This is a genomic window from Pseudomonas sp. B21128 (assembly GCF_044218865.1).
GTDB classification, from domain to species: domain Bacteria; phylum Pseudomonadota; class Gammaproteobacteria; order Pseudomonadales; family Pseudomonadaceae; genus Aquipseudomonas; species Aquipseudomonas iridis.
This window is the reverse complement of sequence record NZ_CP162590.1, coordinates 4,375,414-4,391,578: the sequence shown is the minus strand read 5'-3', so window position 1 is coordinate 4,391,578 and position 16,165 is coordinate 4,375,414. Positions and strand designations below refer to the sequence as shown.

14 protein-coding genes are annotated in these 16,165 nt (G+C 58.5%); 8 read left to right on the top strand and 6 right to left on the bottom strand.

All coding sequences use genetic code 11. The annotated features are described in order from the left end of the window. Positions 1–202 precede the first annotated feature (202 nt). Positions 203–1,240: a dienelactone hydrolase gene (locus tag AB4P91_RS19620; protein WP_150596440.1), complete on the top strand. Its 1,038-nt coding sequence runs from the start codon at positions 203–205 to the stop codon at positions 1,238–1,240. Positions 1,241–1,285: 45 nt separating this feature from the next. Here the strand turns inward: AB4P91_RS19620 and AB4P91_RS19615 are convergent, their stop codons facing one another. Continuing rightward, the gene (locus AB4P91_RS19615; protein ID WP_395603461.1) at positions 1,286–2,473 is read right to left on the bottom strand and encodes an MFS transporter; all 1,188 of its coding nucleotides are present in this window, start codon (positions 2,471–2,473) and stop codon (positions 1,286–1,288) included. Between the two features lie 280 nt (positions 2,474–2,753). Further along, the gene (locus AB4P91_RS19610) at positions 2,754–4,340 is read right to left on the bottom strand and encodes an ABC-F family ATPase (RefSeq protein WP_080896013.1); all 1,587 of its coding nucleotides are present in this window, start codon (positions 4,338–4,340) and stop codon (positions 2,754–2,756) included. Positions 4,341–4,719: 379 nt separating this feature from the next. Between AB4P91_RS19610 and lpxO the strand changes: the two genes are divergently transcribed. After that, positions 4,720–5,619, top strand: a complete 900-nt coding sequence (gene lpxO / locus AB4P91_RS19605; protein ID WP_395603460.1) for a lipid A hydroxylase LpxO — start codon at positions 4,720–4,722, stop codon at positions 5,617–5,619. Positions 5,620–5,759: 140 nt separating this feature from the next. On the opposite strand, the gene AB4P91_RS19600 is transcribed toward lpxO, so the two are convergent. Continuing rightward, positions 5,760–6,620 carry a Ku protein gene (locus AB4P91_RS19600; RefSeq protein ID WP_150591778.1) on the bottom strand — a complete coding sequence of 287 codons (861 nt, stop codon included), beginning with the start codon at positions 6,618–6,620 and terminating at the stop codon, positions 5,760–5,762. Positions 6,621–6,809: 189 nt separating this feature from the next. Here AB4P91_RS19600 and AB4P91_RS19595 point away from each other — a divergent pair, with 189 nt between their 5' ends. Both AB4P91_RS19595 and AB4P91_RS19590 read left to right on the top strand, forming a co-directional pair. Beyond that, a complete protein-coding gene (locus AB4P91_RS19595; RefSeq protein ID WP_150591779.1) occupies positions 6,810–7,130 on the top strand; it encodes a hypothetical protein in 321 nt (106 codons plus the stop codon). Positions 7,131–7,181: 51 nt separating this feature from the next. Next, positions 7,182–8,336: a PQQ-dependent sugar dehydrogenase gene (locus tag AB4P91_RS19590; RefSeq protein WP_150596325.1), complete on the top strand. Its 1,155-nt coding sequence runs from the start codon at positions 7,182–7,184 to the stop codon at positions 8,334–8,336. Between the two features lie 64 nt (positions 8,337–8,400). Here AB4P91_RS19590 and AB4P91_RS19585 read toward each other — a convergent pair whose 3' ends face one another. Continuing rightward, positions 8,401–9,501 (bottom strand): GNAT family N-acetyltransferase/peptidase C39 family protein, encoded by a 1,101-nt coding sequence (locus AB4P91_RS19585; RefSeq protein WP_395603459.1) that lies wholly within the window; start codon positions 9,499–9,501, stop codon positions 8,401–8,403. Between the two features lie 92 nt (positions 9,502–9,593). Here AB4P91_RS19585 and AB4P91_RS19580 point away from each other — a divergent pair, with 92 nt between their 5' ends. The 4 genes from AB4P91_RS19580 to nudC all read left to right on the top strand — a co-directional run bounded on the left by AB4P91_RS19580 (position 9,594) and on the right by nudC (position 13,930). Next, a complete protein-coding gene (locus tag AB4P91_RS19580) occupies positions 9,594–11,168 on the top strand; it encodes a RimK family protein (protein WP_395603458.1) in 1,575 nt (524 codons plus the stop codon). A gap of 7 nt (positions 11,169–11,175) precedes the next feature. Beyond that, positions 11,176–12,099, top strand: coding sequence for a magnesium transporter CorA family protein (locus AB4P91_RS19575; protein WP_150596327.1), 924 nt, complete (start codon positions 11,176–11,178; stop codon positions 12,097–12,099). A gap of 182 nt (positions 12,100–12,281) precedes the next feature. After that, entirely contained in the window at positions 12,282–13,094 is an 813-nt protein-coding gene (locus tag AB4P91_RS19570; protein WP_395603457.1) for a crotonase/enoyl-CoA hydratase family protein, read from the top strand. Between the two features lie 5 nt (positions 13,095–13,099). Continuing rightward, positions 13,100–13,930 (top strand): NAD(+) diphosphatase, encoded by an 831-nt coding sequence (nudC, locus tag AB4P91_RS19565; RefSeq protein WP_395603456.1) that lies wholly within the window; start codon positions 13,100–13,102, stop codon positions 13,928–13,930. Here the strand turns inward: nudC and AB4P91_RS19560 are convergent. Both AB4P91_RS19560 and AB4P91_RS19555 read right to left on the bottom strand, forming a co-directional pair. Next, positions 13,898–14,677: a TSUP family transporter gene (locus tag AB4P91_RS19560; protein WP_042559075.1), complete on the bottom strand. Its 780-nt coding sequence runs from the start codon at positions 14,675–14,677 to the stop codon at positions 13,898–13,900. The two genes, nudC and AB4P91_RS19560, sit on opposite strands and share 33 nt — an antisense overlap. A 166-nt stretch (positions 14,678–14,843) precedes the next feature. After that, the gene (locus tag AB4P91_RS19555) at positions 14,844–15,998 is read right to left on the bottom strand and encodes a MalY/PatB family protein (RefSeq protein ID WP_395603455.1); all 1,155 of its coding nucleotides are present in this window, start codon (positions 15,996–15,998) and stop codon (positions 14,844–14,846) included. Between the last annotated feature and the right edge of the window lie 167 nt (positions 15,999–16,165).

Genomic DNA, 16,165 nt, shown 5'->3' with positions numbered 1-16,165 from the left:
CCCCAAAAACTCTGTATTCTGGTTCCGCAAGGGCCAAGTACGGAGTTTTTTGTTTCTGGCTGTTACATAATCTGGCCCGGGTTATGCAGTCAACTGATCAGCGTCTGAGTGCAATGTCGTGACCTGCGCACCGAATGCACGGCTTTCTGGTCTCACACTGCAACGAATCTTTCGATTGAGTCACAACAGGGTGGGGCGTCCGGTGATGCGTCTTTGTGCAACGTTACTGATTTGCCTGCTCGGCAGCCTGAATACAGTGCAAGCGGCGCCGGGGCGTCATCCTGCGTGGAGCGCCGGTTACCACGAAATGACGTTCCTCGATCCGCTCGACTTGCAACCGATGCGCGCCATCGCGTTTTATCCCTCCAGCGACCGCGAACATCTGAGCATGCTCGAGGGTTATTCAGTCGAAGCCGGCGAAGACACCAAAGTCGCCATGGGCCGATTCCCAATGCTGATGCTGTCTCATGGCAACACCGGCACGCCGCTGGCCCTGCACGATCTTGCCACGTCATTGGCGCGCAAGGGGTTCGTTGTGGTGGCGGTGATTCACCCCGGCGACAACTCCAGGGATCACAGCCGACTCGGCACCCTGAGCAATCTTTACGGGCGGCCGATCCAGATTTCCGAAGCCATTACTGCGACCCTTGGCGACCCCATGCTGGCGCCGTTCGTCAATGCAGAACAGGTAGGCGTGATCGGCTATTCGGCCGGGGGCGAAACAGCATTGATCCTTTCGGGGGCGCAACCGGATCTGGATCGCCTACGCCGCTACTGCCAGGAACGCCCGGACGACCGTGACGCCTGCAACACCCAAGGCGAGCTCATTGTCGACCGTGATGATTTGCAGCCGGTGGCTGACCCACGCGTGCACGCCTTGTTGCTGATGGCGCCGCTCAGCCTGAAATTCGGCCGACATACGTTGGCTGACGTGCATGTGCCCGTGCTGCTGTACAGCGGCGATGGCGACAAACTGGTGGCTTTCGATAAAAACGCTGCCGCACTGGCGCGCAAGCTGCCGACTGCACCGGACTTCAAATTGCTGGCCGGGGCAGGGCACTTTGTATTCATGGCGCCGTGCAACGAAGAGCAGATCATTGCCATGCCGGCGTTGTGCACGGATGCCGATGGGGTTGATCGCCAAGACATCCATCGCAATCTGATTTCCGAAGCCGGTCGATTCTTCGCCCATGCGCTGGGCCGGCCTACACGGGCGGGGATGCAGACTGCGGATCAATAGCTTCAGGCGTTTATCCTGAAGTCACCACAAATCCTGTGGGAGTTTTCAGGAAATTGCCCGGCGCTTGAGCATCAAGGTCAACCCCAGCCCCGTCACCGACAACAGCGCCGCACTGAAGAAAATCCACGAATACCCCAGATTCAACGCCACCGCGCCCATCAACGGCCCGGCCACCGCCAGTGCCAGATCAAAGAACACCGCGTAGGCACTCAATCCGGCCCCGCGACTGGAGCCCGGTACCTGCTTGATCGCCTCGACGCCCAGTGCCGGATACACCAGCGACAGGCCAAACCCCGCCAGTCCGGCACCGATCAATGCAAACGCGGTGGACGGCGCGAGCCACAGCATGACCAGCCCCACGGTTTCAACAGCAATGCAGACGATGGCCGAAGTGAAGCCACCGAATCGACTGATTGCCGAAATAAACATCAGCCGCGACACGATAAAGCACACGCCGAACACCGTCAGGCAATACGCCGCGCCGCTCCACCCGCGGTTGAGGTAATAAAGGGTGATAAATGTAGTGAGTGTGCCGTAGCCGATTGAGGCCAGCGTTAGGCTCGCGCCAAACGGTGCAATCCGCCCGAACACGGCCCAAAACGGCAGACGCTCACCGCGTATCACCGGTACCGAAGGTTTGTGACGAATCAACAGCAACGCCCCCGCCGCCAACACCGACAGCGAAATACCGAGGCTGGTGAAACCGTACTCGGCCACCATCACCACGCCCAGCGGCGCGCCAATCGCAATGGCGCCATAGGACGCAATACCGTTCCAGCCGATGGACCTGGCGGTGTGTTCGACCCCGACCTGACCCATGCACCAACTGATGGTGCCGACACCGATCAGCCCCTGCGCAATGCCCAGCAACAACCGCCCGAGAATCAGAATCAACAGGCTCGGCAGCGGATAGCTTTGCAGCAGCGTGGACAACAGCGTCAGCGCGCCACTGAGCACAATCCCCAGCAAGCCATACACGATCGCCCGTTTGGTGCCGATGGTGTCAGACATGCGCCCGGCCATTGGGCGGCTTAGCAGGGTGGCCAGGTACTGCGAGCCGATTACCAGTCCGGCAACGATCGCGCTGAAACCCAGTTGTTCATGAACATAGCCCGGCAGCACCGCAATCGGCAGCCCGATGCAGAGGAACGCAATAAAGGTATAGAAAACGATAGAGACGATCTGCACGGTGATCGCCATGGAGCGTTGCGGTGGCAGTTGCTGCGCAGACATGAGGACTCGTTCGCGGGCGGCGGTGGGAGAGTTCGCATCATGGCGTGGGTGTGGAATAAAAGGAAGCTGGCTAACTATTTTTCCCGGAATGGGTATCGCTGCTGATGGGCCCCTTCGCGAGCAGACTCGCTCCCACCCCTGAAATGCATTCCCCTGTGGGAGCGAGCTTGCTCGCGAAGGTGTCTGCACCAAAAAATGACTGACCCTGAAATGCAAAAAGCCCTGTCACATGGACAGGGCTCTTAACCTGCAGCTAACAGCTGAAAACTCGAAGCTGCTTTTAGAATACGACGCCCTGGCTACGCAGGTAGTCATCGTACGTACCGCTGAAGTCGGTCACACCGTCCGGGCTCAGCTCGATGATGCGAGTGGCCAGGGACGATACGAACTCACGGTCGTGGCTGACGAAGATCAGCGTGCCCGGGTAGTTTTCCAGCGCCAGGTTGAGCGCTTCGATCGATTCCATGTCCAGGTGGTTGGTCGGTTCGTCCATGATCAGCACGTTCGGCTTTTGCAGGATCAGCTTGCCGAACAGCATGCGACCTTGCTCACCACCGGAAATCACCTTCACCGACTTGAGGATTTCGTCGTTGGAGAACAGCATCCGCCCCAAGGTGCCACGGATCACTTGCTCGCCCTGAGTCCACTGACCCATCCAGTCGAACAGGGTCATGTCGTCTTCGAAGTCGTGCGCGTGGTCCTGAGCGTAGTAGCCCAGCTCGGCGGCATCGGTCCACTTGACACTACCGGCATCCGGAGTCAGCTCGTTGACCAGGGTGCGCAGCAGCGTGGTTTTGCCGATACCGTTCGGGCCGATGATCGCTACGCGCTCGCCGGCTTCAACCTGGAAGCTGAAATCCTTGAACAGTGGCTTGCCGTCGAAACCTTTGGCCATCTTCTCGACCATGACAGCCTGACGGTGCAGCTTTTTGTTCTGATCAAAGCGGATGAACGGGCTGACGCGGCTCGAAGGCTTGACCTCGGCCAGCTGGATCTTGTCGATCGCCTTGGCGCGGGAAGTGGCCTGCTTGGCTTTCGAGGCGTTGGCCGAGAAGCGGCTGACGAACGATTGCAGCTCGGAAATCTGTGCTTTCTTCTTGGCGTTGTCCGACAGCAGTTGCTCGCGGGACTGGGTCGCCACGGTCATGTACTCGTCGTAGTTGCCCGGGAACAGGCGCAGCTCGCCGTAATCCAGGTCAGCCATGTGCGTGCACACGCTGTTCAGGAAGTGACGGTCGTGAGAGATGATGATCATCAGGCTGTTGCGCTGGGTCAGAATGTTTTCCAGCCAGCGGATGGTGTTGATGTCCAGGTGGTTGGTCGGTTCGTCGAGCAACAGCACTTCCGGATCGGAGAACAGTGCCTGAGCCAGCAACACGCGCAGTTTCCAGCCTGGCGACACTTCGCTCATCGGGCCAAAGTGCTGCTCGATGCCGATACCCAGGCCCAGCAGCAATTCACCGGCACGGGATTCGGCGGTGTAGCCGTCCATTTCGGCGAATTCGGTTTCCAGCTCGGCCACGGCCATGCCGTCTTCTTCAGACATTTCCGGCAGCGAGTAGATGCGGTCGCGCTCGGCCTTGACCTTCCACAGCTCTTCGTGACCCATGATCACGGTATCGATCACGGTGAATTCTTCGTAGGCGAACTGATCCTGGCGCAGCTTGCCCAGGCGCACGTTCGGCTCAAGCATGACCTGGCCACCCGTCGGGTCAAGGTCACCGCCGAGGATTTTCATGAAGGTCGACTTGCCGCAACCGTTGGCGCCGATCAGACCATAACGGTTACCCGCGGCAAATTTGACGGAAACGTTTTCGAAGAGCGGCTTGGCGCCGAACTGCATCGTGATGTTAGCTGTAGAGATCAAGAGTTTTTCCTGCGAAGCATTCTGAATAGCGAGGGTGCGGCCGTAGCGCTTGGCCCGAGTCAAGGTGCGCTGAGGCGGGGAGTTCCCGGCATCAACCAAGGGGGCGCGTAAAGTTTGGCGGCGATTGTACTGGTCTGGCTCTTTAAACGATAGGGCGAAGACGTCGCGGGTGCCGATTGGCACAATCGCGGGACAGTTTTTCACAGATGAAGGTTCACTATCGGTTACAAAGTGTGGCTAAAATGCCATCCATTCACCCACCGCCCTACAGCGGCGCGGGCTCAAGGACGTGCCATTTGTACTCAGACCACTGCATAAGACGCTGGGCCCCAGGCCGACAGGCGCGCAGTTTTTTTACTTCTGACGTGTGACGATTTCCGTGAAACTCATCATTGCTGCTATTTATGTCATTTCCATTGCATACGTTCACTTGCGTGGCCGTGTGCGCCACAAACTGGGGCGGCAACTAAGCGACCATTCGACGTTTCTGGCGCCGATCAACTGCTTTCTCTACCTGTTCTCGAAAAAGCCGAACAAGCCTTACCTTGATCCGACCGAATTTCCCGACCTGAGCCCGTTGCAGGCGCATTGGGAAGAAATCCGTGAAGAGGGCCAGAACCTGCTGCGCGCGGGTGAGATCAAGCGTTCGAACCAATATGACGACGTCGGTTTCAACTCCTTCTTCAAAAGCGGCTGGAAGCGTTTCTACCTCAAGTGGTACGGCGAGAGCCATCCGTCGGCCATGAAGCTGTGCCCGCGCACCACGGAACTGGTGCAGAGCATCGGCTCAATCAAGGCTGCGATGTTCGCCGAACTGCCGCCAGGTTCGAAACTGGTACGCCATCGCGACCCGTACGCCGGCTCCTATCGTTACCACTTGGGCCTGGACACGCCTAATGATGCGGGTTGCTACATCAATGTCGACGGTGAGAACTACCACTGGCGTGACGGTGAAGCGGTGATGTTCGATGAAACCTTCATCCATTACGCCGAAAACACCACTGACAAGAACCGCATCATTCTGTTCTGCGACATTGAGCGCCCAATGAAGTATCGCTGGGCTGCAGCGTTCAATGCCTGGTTCAGCCGTACGGTCATGTCTGCCGCCGGTGCGCCCAACGATGCGGGCGACCGTACCGGTGGGATCAATCGCCTGTTCACTAAAATCTACAAGATCAGGTTGCGTGGCAAAGAGCTGAAAAAGCGAAATCGTGCGCGGTACTACATGGAAAAGTGGGCGATCTTTGCTGGTTTGCTGGCGATCTTTATTCTGATCTGAACATTGCGGCGACTGTCCTGGCGCCATCGCTGGCAAGCCAGCTCCCACAGTGGCCAGCGTGAGGCTGCTATTGCATTCACACCGCTAAACCTGTGGGAGCTGGCTTGCCAGCGATGAGGCCCTGAGATTCACCCGATGACTCAGGAGGCTTTTTTGGCCTTCTTCGCTGGCGCCGACTTGCTTGCCGTTTTGGCCTTCGGCTTGGCGGGCGCCTTGCCACCCAGGCTGCGTTTCAGCAGCTCGGTCAGGTCAATCACATCGGCGGTCTTGCGCTGTTCCTCGCCACCCACCGTCTCGACATCCTCGATCTTGCCCTCGTGGGCCTTTTTCTCCACCAGCGCCATGATCTTGTCTTCGAACTCGTCCTTGTAATCCTCGGGGCTCCAGTCCCCGCTCATGTCCTCGACAAGACGTTTAGCCATGTCCAACTCACCTTTGGCAAGCTGAGGCTTGGTCACTTCGCTGCCCAGTTCCAACTGATCGAGGCCGCGTACTTCCTGTGGCCAGCGCAATTTCACCAGCACCAGCGCTGACTCCAGCGGCATCAGCGCCGCCAGATACTGGCGCGTGTGCAAGACGACGCGGGCGAGCGCAACCTTGTTGGTTTTGCTCAACGTTTCACGCAACAGTGCGTAAACCTTGCCACCGCGCTTGTCCGGCGCCAGGTAATAAGGGGTATCGATGTTTTGCAACGGGATTTGCTCGGCATCGACGAAAGAAAAGATGTCGATGGTCTGGGTCGAAACCGGGTGTGCCGAGCGGATTTCCTCCTCGCTGAGTACCACATACCGGCCCTTTTCATAGGCCACACCTTTGACGATGTTTTCCTTGGTCACTTCCTTGCCGGTCACCTTGTTGATGCGCTTGTAGCCAACCGGATCCATGCTGCGACTGTCGAGCCAGTCGAAATCCACGCCTTGGGATGAAGTCGCTGAAACCAGCGCGACGGGGATGTGGACCAGTCCGAAGCTGATCGCGCCTTTCCAGATTGCCCGAGCCATGGTGAGTTCTCCGAGTGATGATCAGGTGACCCGAGGCCCGGCGCGAAAGTTTCCTGAGAATGCGCGTTTTCAGTTTGGCTCGGTCAAGCCGTGTTACATGTTGTTTAAGACCGACGGGTTAACAAATCCGAACCTGAAGCGTAGCGTGGACTCGAAGGCTCTACTCCACGCACATCGAGAGGCTGACCCATGAACCGATTTTTGATTGGCATCGCCGTCCTGACACTCAGTGGCGGTCTGGTTCATGCGGACGTGGTGCTGGCGCAGAGTCCGACCGGCAACAGCAACAACCCCTACAACAGTCCGATTCGCCGGGCGAATCCCAACAGCATGCAGGGCACCCAGCCCAGTGCCCCGCCCATCCGTGGACCAAACACCGTTCCCGTGCCACGTCCGCCAACCCTTGATAACCGGGGGATTGGCAACGGCCAGCCGATTCGTTCAGCGCCGACCAAGCCCCCCACGTTCATTCCCAACCCACCCTCGCGAAGCACCGACACTCAACGTTAAACGGCAGGTCAAGCGGTCTGCCAGACTTTGAAACGACAAAAGGAATCGTGCATGTTGCGTAAAACCCTTCTGGCCAGCCTGTGCGCCAGCGCTCTGATCAGCGTTCCGGTATTCGCCGCTGTCCCCAAAGCGCTGCAAAGCGAGCAAGGCACTCTCGAAGTCACAACCATTGCCCAAGGACTTGAGCATCCGTGGTCGCTGGCCTTCCTGCCGGACCGCCAAGGCATGCTGGTGACCGAACGACCGGGCAATCTGCGCGTGGTGGGGGCGGACGGCAAGCTATCGGCTCCCCTAAGCGGCGTGCCGCAAGTATGGGCCAAGGGGCAGGGCGGTTTGCTGGATGTCGTGTTGTCACCCGACTTTAAACAGGACCGACTGGTTTACCTGTCCTACGCCGAAGGTGGCGGCGCTGGGGACAAGGCAGGCACGGCGGTGGGACGCGGTTACCTGTCGGATGACTTGAAAACGCTGAAGGATTTCAAAGTGATCTTCCGTCAGGAGCCAAAGCTCTCCACCGGCAACCACTTCGGTTCACGGCTGGTGTTTGATCGCGATGGTTATCTGTTCATCACCCTGGGTGAAAACAACGACCGGCCGACCGCGCAGGATCTCGATAAGCTGCAAGGCAAGATTGTGCGGATCTACCCGGACGGCAAGGTTCCGGACGACAATCCGTTCGTGGGTCAGTCAGGCGTGCGCCCGGAAATCTGGGCTTACGGCATTCGCAACCCGCAGGGTGCAGCACTTAACCCGTGGAACGGCACAGTCTGGGAAAACGAGCACGGCCCGCGCGGCGGTGATGAGGTGAATATCATCGAGCGGGGGAAAAACTACGGTTGGCCGCTGGCGACCCACGGCATCAACTATTCGCTGCTGCCGATTCCCGAAGCCAAAGGCAAAAGTGTCGAAGGGGGCGTCGATCCGCGTCATGTGTGGGAGAGATCACCGGGCGTCACCGGCATGGCGTTTTACGATGCCGATCGCTTCAAGCCCTGGCAGAAAAACCTGTTTATCGGCGCGCTGGTGAGTCAGGAGTTGATTCGCTTGCAGTTCGATGGCGACAAGGTCGTGCATGAGGAGCGCTTATTGGGTGAGCTGAAACAGCGCATTCGTGACGTGCGGCAGGGACCGGATGGGTACTTGTATGTGCTGACGGATGAGGAGAACGGTTCGCTCTACAAGATCGGCCTCAAACCCGATCTTTGAGACTCATAAACCTGTAGGAGCTGCGGAAGGCTCCTACAGGTTCAGTATCAGCATCTGGGGCAGACTATTCACTACGGGCGTAAAGAATCACCACCGCCCGTAACTTCCCCCGCCCAAACCGGCACATCTTCTCAAACTCGCCGTGGCTGACCGGCACATGCTGGCAATCAATGGGCTGGCGGTGCTGGCTATGGTCGACGTCCGGATCGTGCAGGTAAACGAAATCCTCATCGCAATCGGTCACCACCACCCAGTGCGGCGATTTCGATCGCGTCAGCCGATAGCTGCTGATCAGCACCAGCGGTTGGCCTCCCGCGTCCAGTAAGCGCGGCAAATCCAGCGCAGTACCGATCACGCGCTCCACATCGGTCTGCGCCAACTGCGCGGTGAACTCTTCATGGACCAGGCGCATGACGTCTTTTTTATGCTCATTACGTACGCCGTCGAGGAACAACGGCCCCGCCAGGCTCAACTCCAGACGCACACGAAATCCCCGTCGCCATGCGGCGAGCGCCAATCCCTGCGGACTGCAACCACCATGCCCCGACGTCATGAAAACGGTCGTCGCCTCGCGCCAGATCTGCAGTTCCTCACGGCGCTCCAACAAGCGTTCTGACTGCAACGCCCCCATGGCCATCAACAGGCACGCCGGGCCACAGGTGAAGTCGGTGGTTTGTCCGTACCAAGGCACTTTGATGCTGCGTGAGTCTCGATGCTGAAGAATGCGTTTCTCCAGGCGCAGCGCGTCGGCGTGGTCTTCGTAGTAATCGTGAATCAGTGCAAAACGCCGGTAGCCGTTGCGTTCATACAGGGCAATGGCGGCGGGGTTGTCGGTGCGTACTTCCAGGCGCAGATACGCGCAATCATGTTCCAGCGCGCAAGCCTCGATCCGTTGCAGCAGTTGTTTACCCAACCCGCTCCCGCGCGCCTCGGCAGCAATCGCAATGGAATACAGCCGCGCCAGCGACGTACCACGGTGAAACAACGCCAGTGCGTAACCCTGTAATTGGCCGTTTACCTCGGCCACCAGCAGCTGTGCGTGGGCGCGGGTAATCATCCAGTGAAAACTGCGACGGCTGAGCCCATCTGTTGTGAAACATTGCATTTCCAATGCCAGCAACGCCGGCAGATCTTCAACTACCGCCAAACGAAAAACAGCACTCATATGACCACCGTAAAAGTTGCGTAACGAAACGAGACTTTCGAAAAACTTCGTGCTTAATAGAAAAGGTCTTGTTCTCCAACGGATCAATCTCTATGTCAGCGGTACAGGGTCATTGGCGCGAAGTATCCGAGCAAAATTTGCCGGCGGCAACTTATTTAAATTCAGCAACTGGCACTTCCAGTCGAGTGTTGATCATTGTCGAACGCAAGGAAGATTGGGCTTCGTACTTCCCCAGCGAGGACATCATCACGGCGCAGGAATACCTTGAGCAAACCCGTGACAGCGAGCCGGGCAAACGTGTGCAGGTGATCAATCTGTGCCGTAGCTACAAGTACCTCGGCCATGGCTATTACTGCTCGCTGCTGGCCGAAGCCCGCGGCCACAAAGTGATTCCGTCGGTTCGCACGATCAGCGAACTGACCAAAAAATCACTCTACGGCCTGGCGCTGGACGACCTCGATAAAACCCTGGAAAAAGCCCTCAGTCATCATCTCTACAGCGATACCGAAGGTTTTACCCTGACGCTGTATTTCGGCAGGACTCATATCGAGCCATTACAGGATCTGGCTCGACAATTGTTTGAAGTGTTTCCCTGTCCGATTCTGTTAGTTGAGTTTCGTCGAACTAACGGCTGGCACATCGAGGGCATAAAGTCCGGCACTTTGCATAAGTTGCGCGACGACCAGGAAGATCAATTCGCCAATGCGCTTGATGGCTTCAGCCGCAAAGTCTGGCGGGTGCCTCGCTCCAAGCAAGTGGCGCGGTATGACCTGGCGATCTTGCACGATCCGCAGGAAGCGCTGCCGCCATCAAACAGCAAGGCGCTTGCGAACTTTGTTCGGGTCGGCAAGACCATGGGCATCGACGTCGAGCTGATCGAGCGCAAGGATTACGCGCGACTCGCCGAGTACGACGGCTTGCTGATTCGCGAAACCACCAGCGTCGACAACCATACCTACCGTTTCGCCAAGAAGGCTGAAAGCGAGGGGCTGGTGGTGATGGACGATCCGGCCTCGATTCTGCGCTGCACCAACAAGGTCTACCTCACCGACCTGCTCAACAGCCATCAACTGGGCATGCCGGCGACGGAGATTCTGTACAAGGAGCGACCCGAAGATTTCGAACGGGTAGGGGAACGGCTGGGTTTTCCGTTGGTGTTGAAGATCCCCGACGGCTGTTTCTCGCGGGGTGTGATCAAGGTCGAAAGCCAGCAGGCGCTGCTCGAAGCCACGGCCGAGCTTTTTGAACATTCGGTGCTGTTGCTGGCCCAGGAGTTTTTCTATACCGAGTACGACTGGCGCATTGGCGTGCTCAACCGCAAACCGATCTTTGCCTGCCAGTACTTCATGTCCAAGGGGCACTGGCAAATCTACAACCACAAGGCCAAGGGCCAGGACATCAACGGCGAATGCCGGACAATGGCGATCCACGAGGCACCCCGCGCCGTGGTGGAGCTGGCGGTGAAAACGGCCAACCTGATCGGCGACGGTCTCTATGGCGTGGACCTCAAACAGGCAGGCGACAAGGTGGTGGTGATCGAAGTCAACGACAACCCGAACCTGGACGCCGGTATCGAGGACGCTTATTTGCAGGACGATTTGTATTCACTGGTGCTGGAAGAGTTCGTGCGGCGGCTGGAGCTCAAGCGCCGCGGTCAGGCCTGGTGAAGCGCCGATGATCAACAGTTTTGCATTGAGTCGCGGCGCCTTGCAGCGAGTCGAACGACTGGACGCCGAGGTGATGCTGTTCAGCGATCCCGACGCCGCCGAGCGTGACCTGCTGCACAGTCATTTCAAAGTCGATGAGCACGCTCTGGCCTCGGCACTCGATCCGGACGAAGTCTCGCGAATCGAGTTTCACCCCGATCACTTGTTCCTGATCTGGAAGCGCCCGGAAAACTATTCCGGCGGTGGCAGTCTGGCGTTTGAAGTGTCTTCGTGCGGTTTGCTGTTCTCGCCCGGGCAGTTGCTGGTGATCGCCACCGACGACACGCCGCTGCACGGCCTCGGCACTCGCCAGCCGTTAAACACGCCGCTGGATGTTCTGCTCGACCTGCTGTTCAACAACATCCATCACTACCTCGGGCACTTGAAGGTGATCAAACTGGTCGCCCGCGAGTTGCAGCAAAAATTCAACGCCTCGATGCAGAACCAGCATCTGGTGCAAATGTTCAACCTCAGTGAAAGCCTGATCTATTACATCAACGCCCTGCACAGCAACGGCGCAGTGCTGACGCGGCTGCGCAACCACGCCGAAAAACTGCATTTCAACAGCGAAGCGATCGGCCTGATCGACGACCTGATCATCGAAAACAACCAGTGCTACAAACAGGCGGAGATTTATTCCACGGTGTTTTCCGGGCTGATCGACGCGCGCGGCAACTTGATGAACAACAGCATGAACAACCTGTTGCGCAAATTGACGTTGATCAACGTGGTGTTTTTGCCGTTGAACCTGATTGCAAGCATTGGCGGGATGTCGGAGTTCAGCATGATGACCGAAGGAACACCGTGGTGGGTCTCGTATCCGCTGTTTTTGGCGGGGATGTTGCTGGGGGCCGCGGGGATGTTGTTTGGGCTGCGGAGGTTGGCGCGGTGATTGATGATGATTGCGGACGCCTTCGCGAGCAAGGGATCTTTGGTGTTCCCGAAATCCCTGTAGGCTCCGGCCGCGCCTACACGGTTTATGTATTTCTGACAGTCCCGCTTTTGGCCGAACCGCCACCGTGATGCCTTGTTATAGTTCGGGCCTCATTTTCAGCCCGGTAAAGGATCACTGCCATGTCTCAATACACCGCCTTCAGCGTCGAACTGGCCGACAATATCGCCCATGTGCAGATCAATCGTCCGGAAAAAATCAACTCGATGAACGCCGCGTTCTGGAGCGAGATCGTCGAGATTTTCCAGTGGGTCGACGACACCGACGAAGTGCGCGTGGTGGTGCTCAGCGGCAACGGTAAACACTTTTCCTCCGGCATCGACCTGATGATGCTCGCCGGCGTCGCCAATGAACTGGGCAAGGATGTCGGCCGCAACGCGCGCCTGCTGCGCAAAAAGATCTTTACCCTGCAAGCCTCGTTCAACGCCGTCGATAACTGCCGCAAACCGGTCATCGCGGCGATTCAGGGCTATTGCCTGGGTGGCGCGATTGATCTGATCGCCGCCTGCGACATGCGATACGCCGCCGAAGACGCGCAATTCTCGATCAAGGAAATCGATATCGGCATGGCCGCCGATGTTGGCACTTTGCAACGGTTGCCACGGATCATCGGTGACGGCATGCTGCGTGAGCTGGCTTACACCGGTCGCCACTTTGGCGCTGAAGAAGCGCGCAGCATCGGTCTGGTCAATCGCGTTTACAGTGACAAGGACGCGCTGCTCGAAGGCGTGCTGGATATCGCTCGCGACATCGCGTCCAAGTCGCCCATCGCCATTGCCGGCACCAAGGAAATGATCAGCTACATGCGCGACCATCGCATCGACGACGGCCTCGAATACGTTGCCACCTGGAACGCCGCCATGTTGCAATCCACCGACTTGCGCGTGGCCATGGCCGCCCATATGAGCAAACAGAAACCCGAATTTGTGGATTGAGTACCATGACATCTCGCTGGACCACTGCAGTACTGGACACCGATCAAACCGGCGGCTGGGCCGTGGCGCGTAGCCCCGAAGGCTTTCTGTTCGACGATAACGGCGCGCTGTTCCCGCGGGAGTGGCTCAAGCGTCAGGACTTGTCAGTGCTGGCCGAGCATGGCATCGGCCACCTCGATGGCGAGCCGGTGTACTTGCTGGAATTGCGCAGCGCCAGCGAGGTCATGGGTTGCGGCTGGAAGGGCCTGCGGGCGTTCATGCTCGACGGCGATCACACGATTTACAAAGTACTGGGTTATGCCGCGCAGATCGGCACCTGGGCCCGTGAACACCGCTTCTGTGGCAATTGCGGGCAAGCCATGACGCAAGTGCCGCGCGAGCGGGCGATGTATTGCCAGCCGTGTGATCTGCGCAGTTATCCGCGGATTTCGCCGAGCATGATCGTGCTGATTACCCGTGGCGACGAGATTCTGCTGGCACGCTCACCGCGGTTTGTGACTGGGGTTTACAGCACGCTGGCCGGTTTTGCCGAGCCGGGCGAGTCGGCGGAGGACTGCCTGATTCGCGAGGTGCGCGAAGAAGTGCAGATCGAGGTGAAGAATATCCAGTATCTGGGGAGCCAGTGCTGGCCGTTCCCGCACTCGATGATGCTGGGTTTTCACGCAGAATACGCGGGCGGGGAGATTGTGTGTCAGGAAGACGAGATCGAAGACGCCCAGTGGTTCAACGTGCACGAGCTGCCGCCATTGCCGGCGTCAAAATCGATTGCCCGTTACCTGATCGACGTCTATGTGGCGCGGCGATTAGGCCACGCTGAACCAGTGCTGCCAGGCTAGGCGCACGGTTAATCCCAGCACCACGGTGATGAACACCGGACGAATGAACTTGGCGCCACCGCTGATTGCGGTGCGCGCGCCAAAGAAAGCGCCAACCATCACCGACAGGCCCATGCTCAGGCCGATGATCCAGTCCACTTGCCCGGAAAACACGAACACCGACAGCGCCGCAATGTTGCTGACGAAGTTCATGCTGCGCGCCACGCCGCTGGCCTTGACCAGATCGATCGGGTACAGCAGCAAGCTGCTGACGGTCCAGAACGCGCCCGTGCCGGGACCGGCCACACCGTCGTAGAAACCGAGGCTGAAGCCTTGGGTCGATTGCCATTTCTTCTTGATCGGCGCGTTGCTGTCCAGCGGCGCTTTTGGCGTGCCGCCGAACAGCAGATACAGGCCACAGGCGAAGACGATCACCGGGAGCATTTTGTTCAGCCATTCTGCCGGCAGGTAATGAGCGACGACGGCGCCGGTCAATGCACCGACCAGGGTGCCGACAATCGCGTGCATCCACTGGCGAGGATGAAACAGCTTGCGCCGGTAGAAAGTGAAACTGGCCGTCGCCGATCCGAAGGTTGAACTCAGCTTATTGGTGCCCAGCACCAGATGTGGCGGCAGGCCAGCGGTCAGCAGCGCAGGCGTGGTCAACAGACCGCCACCGCCGGCGATGGCATCGATAAAACCGGCAACGAAAGCGACAACGGCCAGAATGGCCAAAGTGGTGAGGTCAACGCTGAGTTCAAAAGGCATGGAGTCGACTTATTCGGCAGGGGCGCAGATCGGGGCTGCGCGGAGGGCTGCCATGTTACTCATTTCCAGGTGTTGCGGCGAGTTGACTGGCGTCTTCGCGAGCAAGCTCGCTCCCACAGGTTTTTGCGTTGATCTCAAAGACCCTGCAGGAGCTTCTCGCTAAGCGTCAGACACTACGATCAGCCAACGCCCGTTCCATCCGCGCAATCCCTTCTTCCAGCAACGACCGCGGGCAGCCGAAGTTCAGCCGCACGAATTGCTGATTCTGATCGCCAAAGTCCAGCCCGGCGCTCAACCCTACCTTGGCCTGTTCAAGGAAGAACTGCTGAGGGTTTTCCAGATCCAGCGCCGAGCAATCGAGCCAGGCCAGATAAGTCCCCTGCGGCACATTGATGCTCACGCCCGGCAAACGACTGCGAACCGCTGCAACCAGATAATCACGGTTGGCCTGCAGGTAGGTTTTCAACTCGGCAAGCCATGGTCCACCTTCGCTGTAAGCGACGCGGGTGGCCTCCATGCCCAGCGGGTTGACGCTGTCGACCATGCCGCAACGGGCGTGATTGACGCGTTCACGCAGGGCAGCGTCCTGGATGATCATGAACGAGGTCTTGAGACCGGCGATGTTGTAGGCCTTGCTCGCCGACATCAGGGTGATCGTGCGCTGGGCGATTTGCGGATTCAGCGAAGCGGTCGGAATATGCACGCGGCCATCGAAGCACAGCTCGGCATGGATTTCGTCGGAGATGATCCATGCGTCCTGCGCCACGCAGATGTCCGCCACCGCTTGCAGCTCATCGCGGCCGAACACTTTGCCGATCGGGTTGTGCGGGTTGCTCAGCAACAGCGCGCCGCCACCGTGCAGCGAATCACGCAAAGTGTCCAGCGGTGTGGCGTAGGTGCCGTCAGCCTGCGGCACGAATTCCAGCTCAACCTTGTTCAAACCCCAGTGAGCCGGCGCATGGCGCAGTGGCGGGTAGTTCGGCACTTGCACCACGACATTCTGCTGCGGCTGCACCAGCGCCTTGAGCGCCATGTTGAAACCGGATTCAACGCCCGGCAGGAAGATCAATTCTTGCGGTTGGACTTTCCAGGCGAACTTGGTCCAGAGGTCGGCAACGATGGCTTCACGCAGGTTGTCCTGCGCGACGCTGTAACCCACCAGCGGGTGCAGCAAGCGCTGTTGCAGCGCCTCGATGACCACCGGCGGCGCGGCGAAATCCATATCAGCGACCCACATCGGCAGCACGTCGGCCGAATAGCGGCTCCACTTGGTGCTGCCCGTGTTGTGGCGGTCGAATACCTGATCAAAATCGAAAGTCATGCGCGGTCTCGTGAAGGCGGGTGAGTTCTGTTCGCCATGATAAGCCCATGACCTTGTGGGAGCACACAAAACCTGTGGAATTGAAGTTGTCAGGGAGAGCCCCGACAAACGGCCGACGGTCGGTTTTCACACAGTCTGTGTGGTCATTGTCTACAGTGAAAAAGCGG

What these genes read in the sequence shown, in the direction of transcription:
- AB4P91_RS19615 (WP_395603461.1), bottom strand. Translation starts at nt 2,473, where the DNA reads ATGTCTGCGCAGCAACTGCCACCGCAACGCTCCATGGCGATCACCGTG.
- AB4P91_RS19600 (WP_150591778.1), bottom strand. Translation starts at nt 6,620, where the DNA reads ATGGCTCGGGCAATCTGGAAAGGCGCGATCAGCTTCGGACTGGTCCAC.
- AB4P91_RS19595 (WP_150591779.1), top strand. Translation starts at nt 6,810, where the DNA reads ATGAACCGATTTTTGATTGGCATCGCCGTCCTGACACTCAGTGGCGGT.
- AB4P91_RS19590 (WP_150596325.1), top strand. Translation starts at nt 7,182, where the DNA reads ATGTTGCGTAAAACCCTTCTGGCCAGCCTGTGCGCCAGCGCTCTGATC.
- AB4P91_RS19585 (WP_395603459.1), bottom strand. Translation starts at nt 9,501, where the DNA reads ATGAGTGCTGTTTTTCGTTTGGCGGTAGTTGAAGATCTGCCGGCGTTG.
- AB4P91_RS19580 (WP_395603458.1), top strand. Translation starts at nt 9,594, where the DNA reads ATGTCAGCGGTACAGGGTCATTGGCGCGAAGTATCCGAGCAAAATTTG.
- AB4P91_RS19575 (WP_150596327.1), top strand. Translation starts at nt 11,176, where the DNA reads ATGATCAACAGTTTTGCATTGAGTCGCGGCGCCTTGCAGCGAGTCGAA.
- AB4P91_RS19570 (WP_395603457.1), top strand. Translation starts at nt 12,282, where the DNA reads ATGTCTCAATACACCGCCTTCAGCGTCGAACTGGCCGACAATATCGCC.
- nudC (WP_395603456.1), top strand. Translation starts at nt 13,100, where the DNA reads ATGACATCTCGCTGGACCACTGCAGTACTGGACACCGATCAAACCGGC.
- AB4P91_RS19560 (WP_042559075.1), bottom strand. Translation starts at nt 14,677, where the DNA reads ATGCCTTTTGAACTCAGCGTTGACCTCACCACTTTGGCCATTCTGGCC.
- AB4P91_RS19555 (WP_395603455.1), bottom strand. Translation starts at nt 15,998, where the DNA reads ATGACTTTCGATTTTGATCAGGTATTCGACCGCCACAACACGGGCAGC.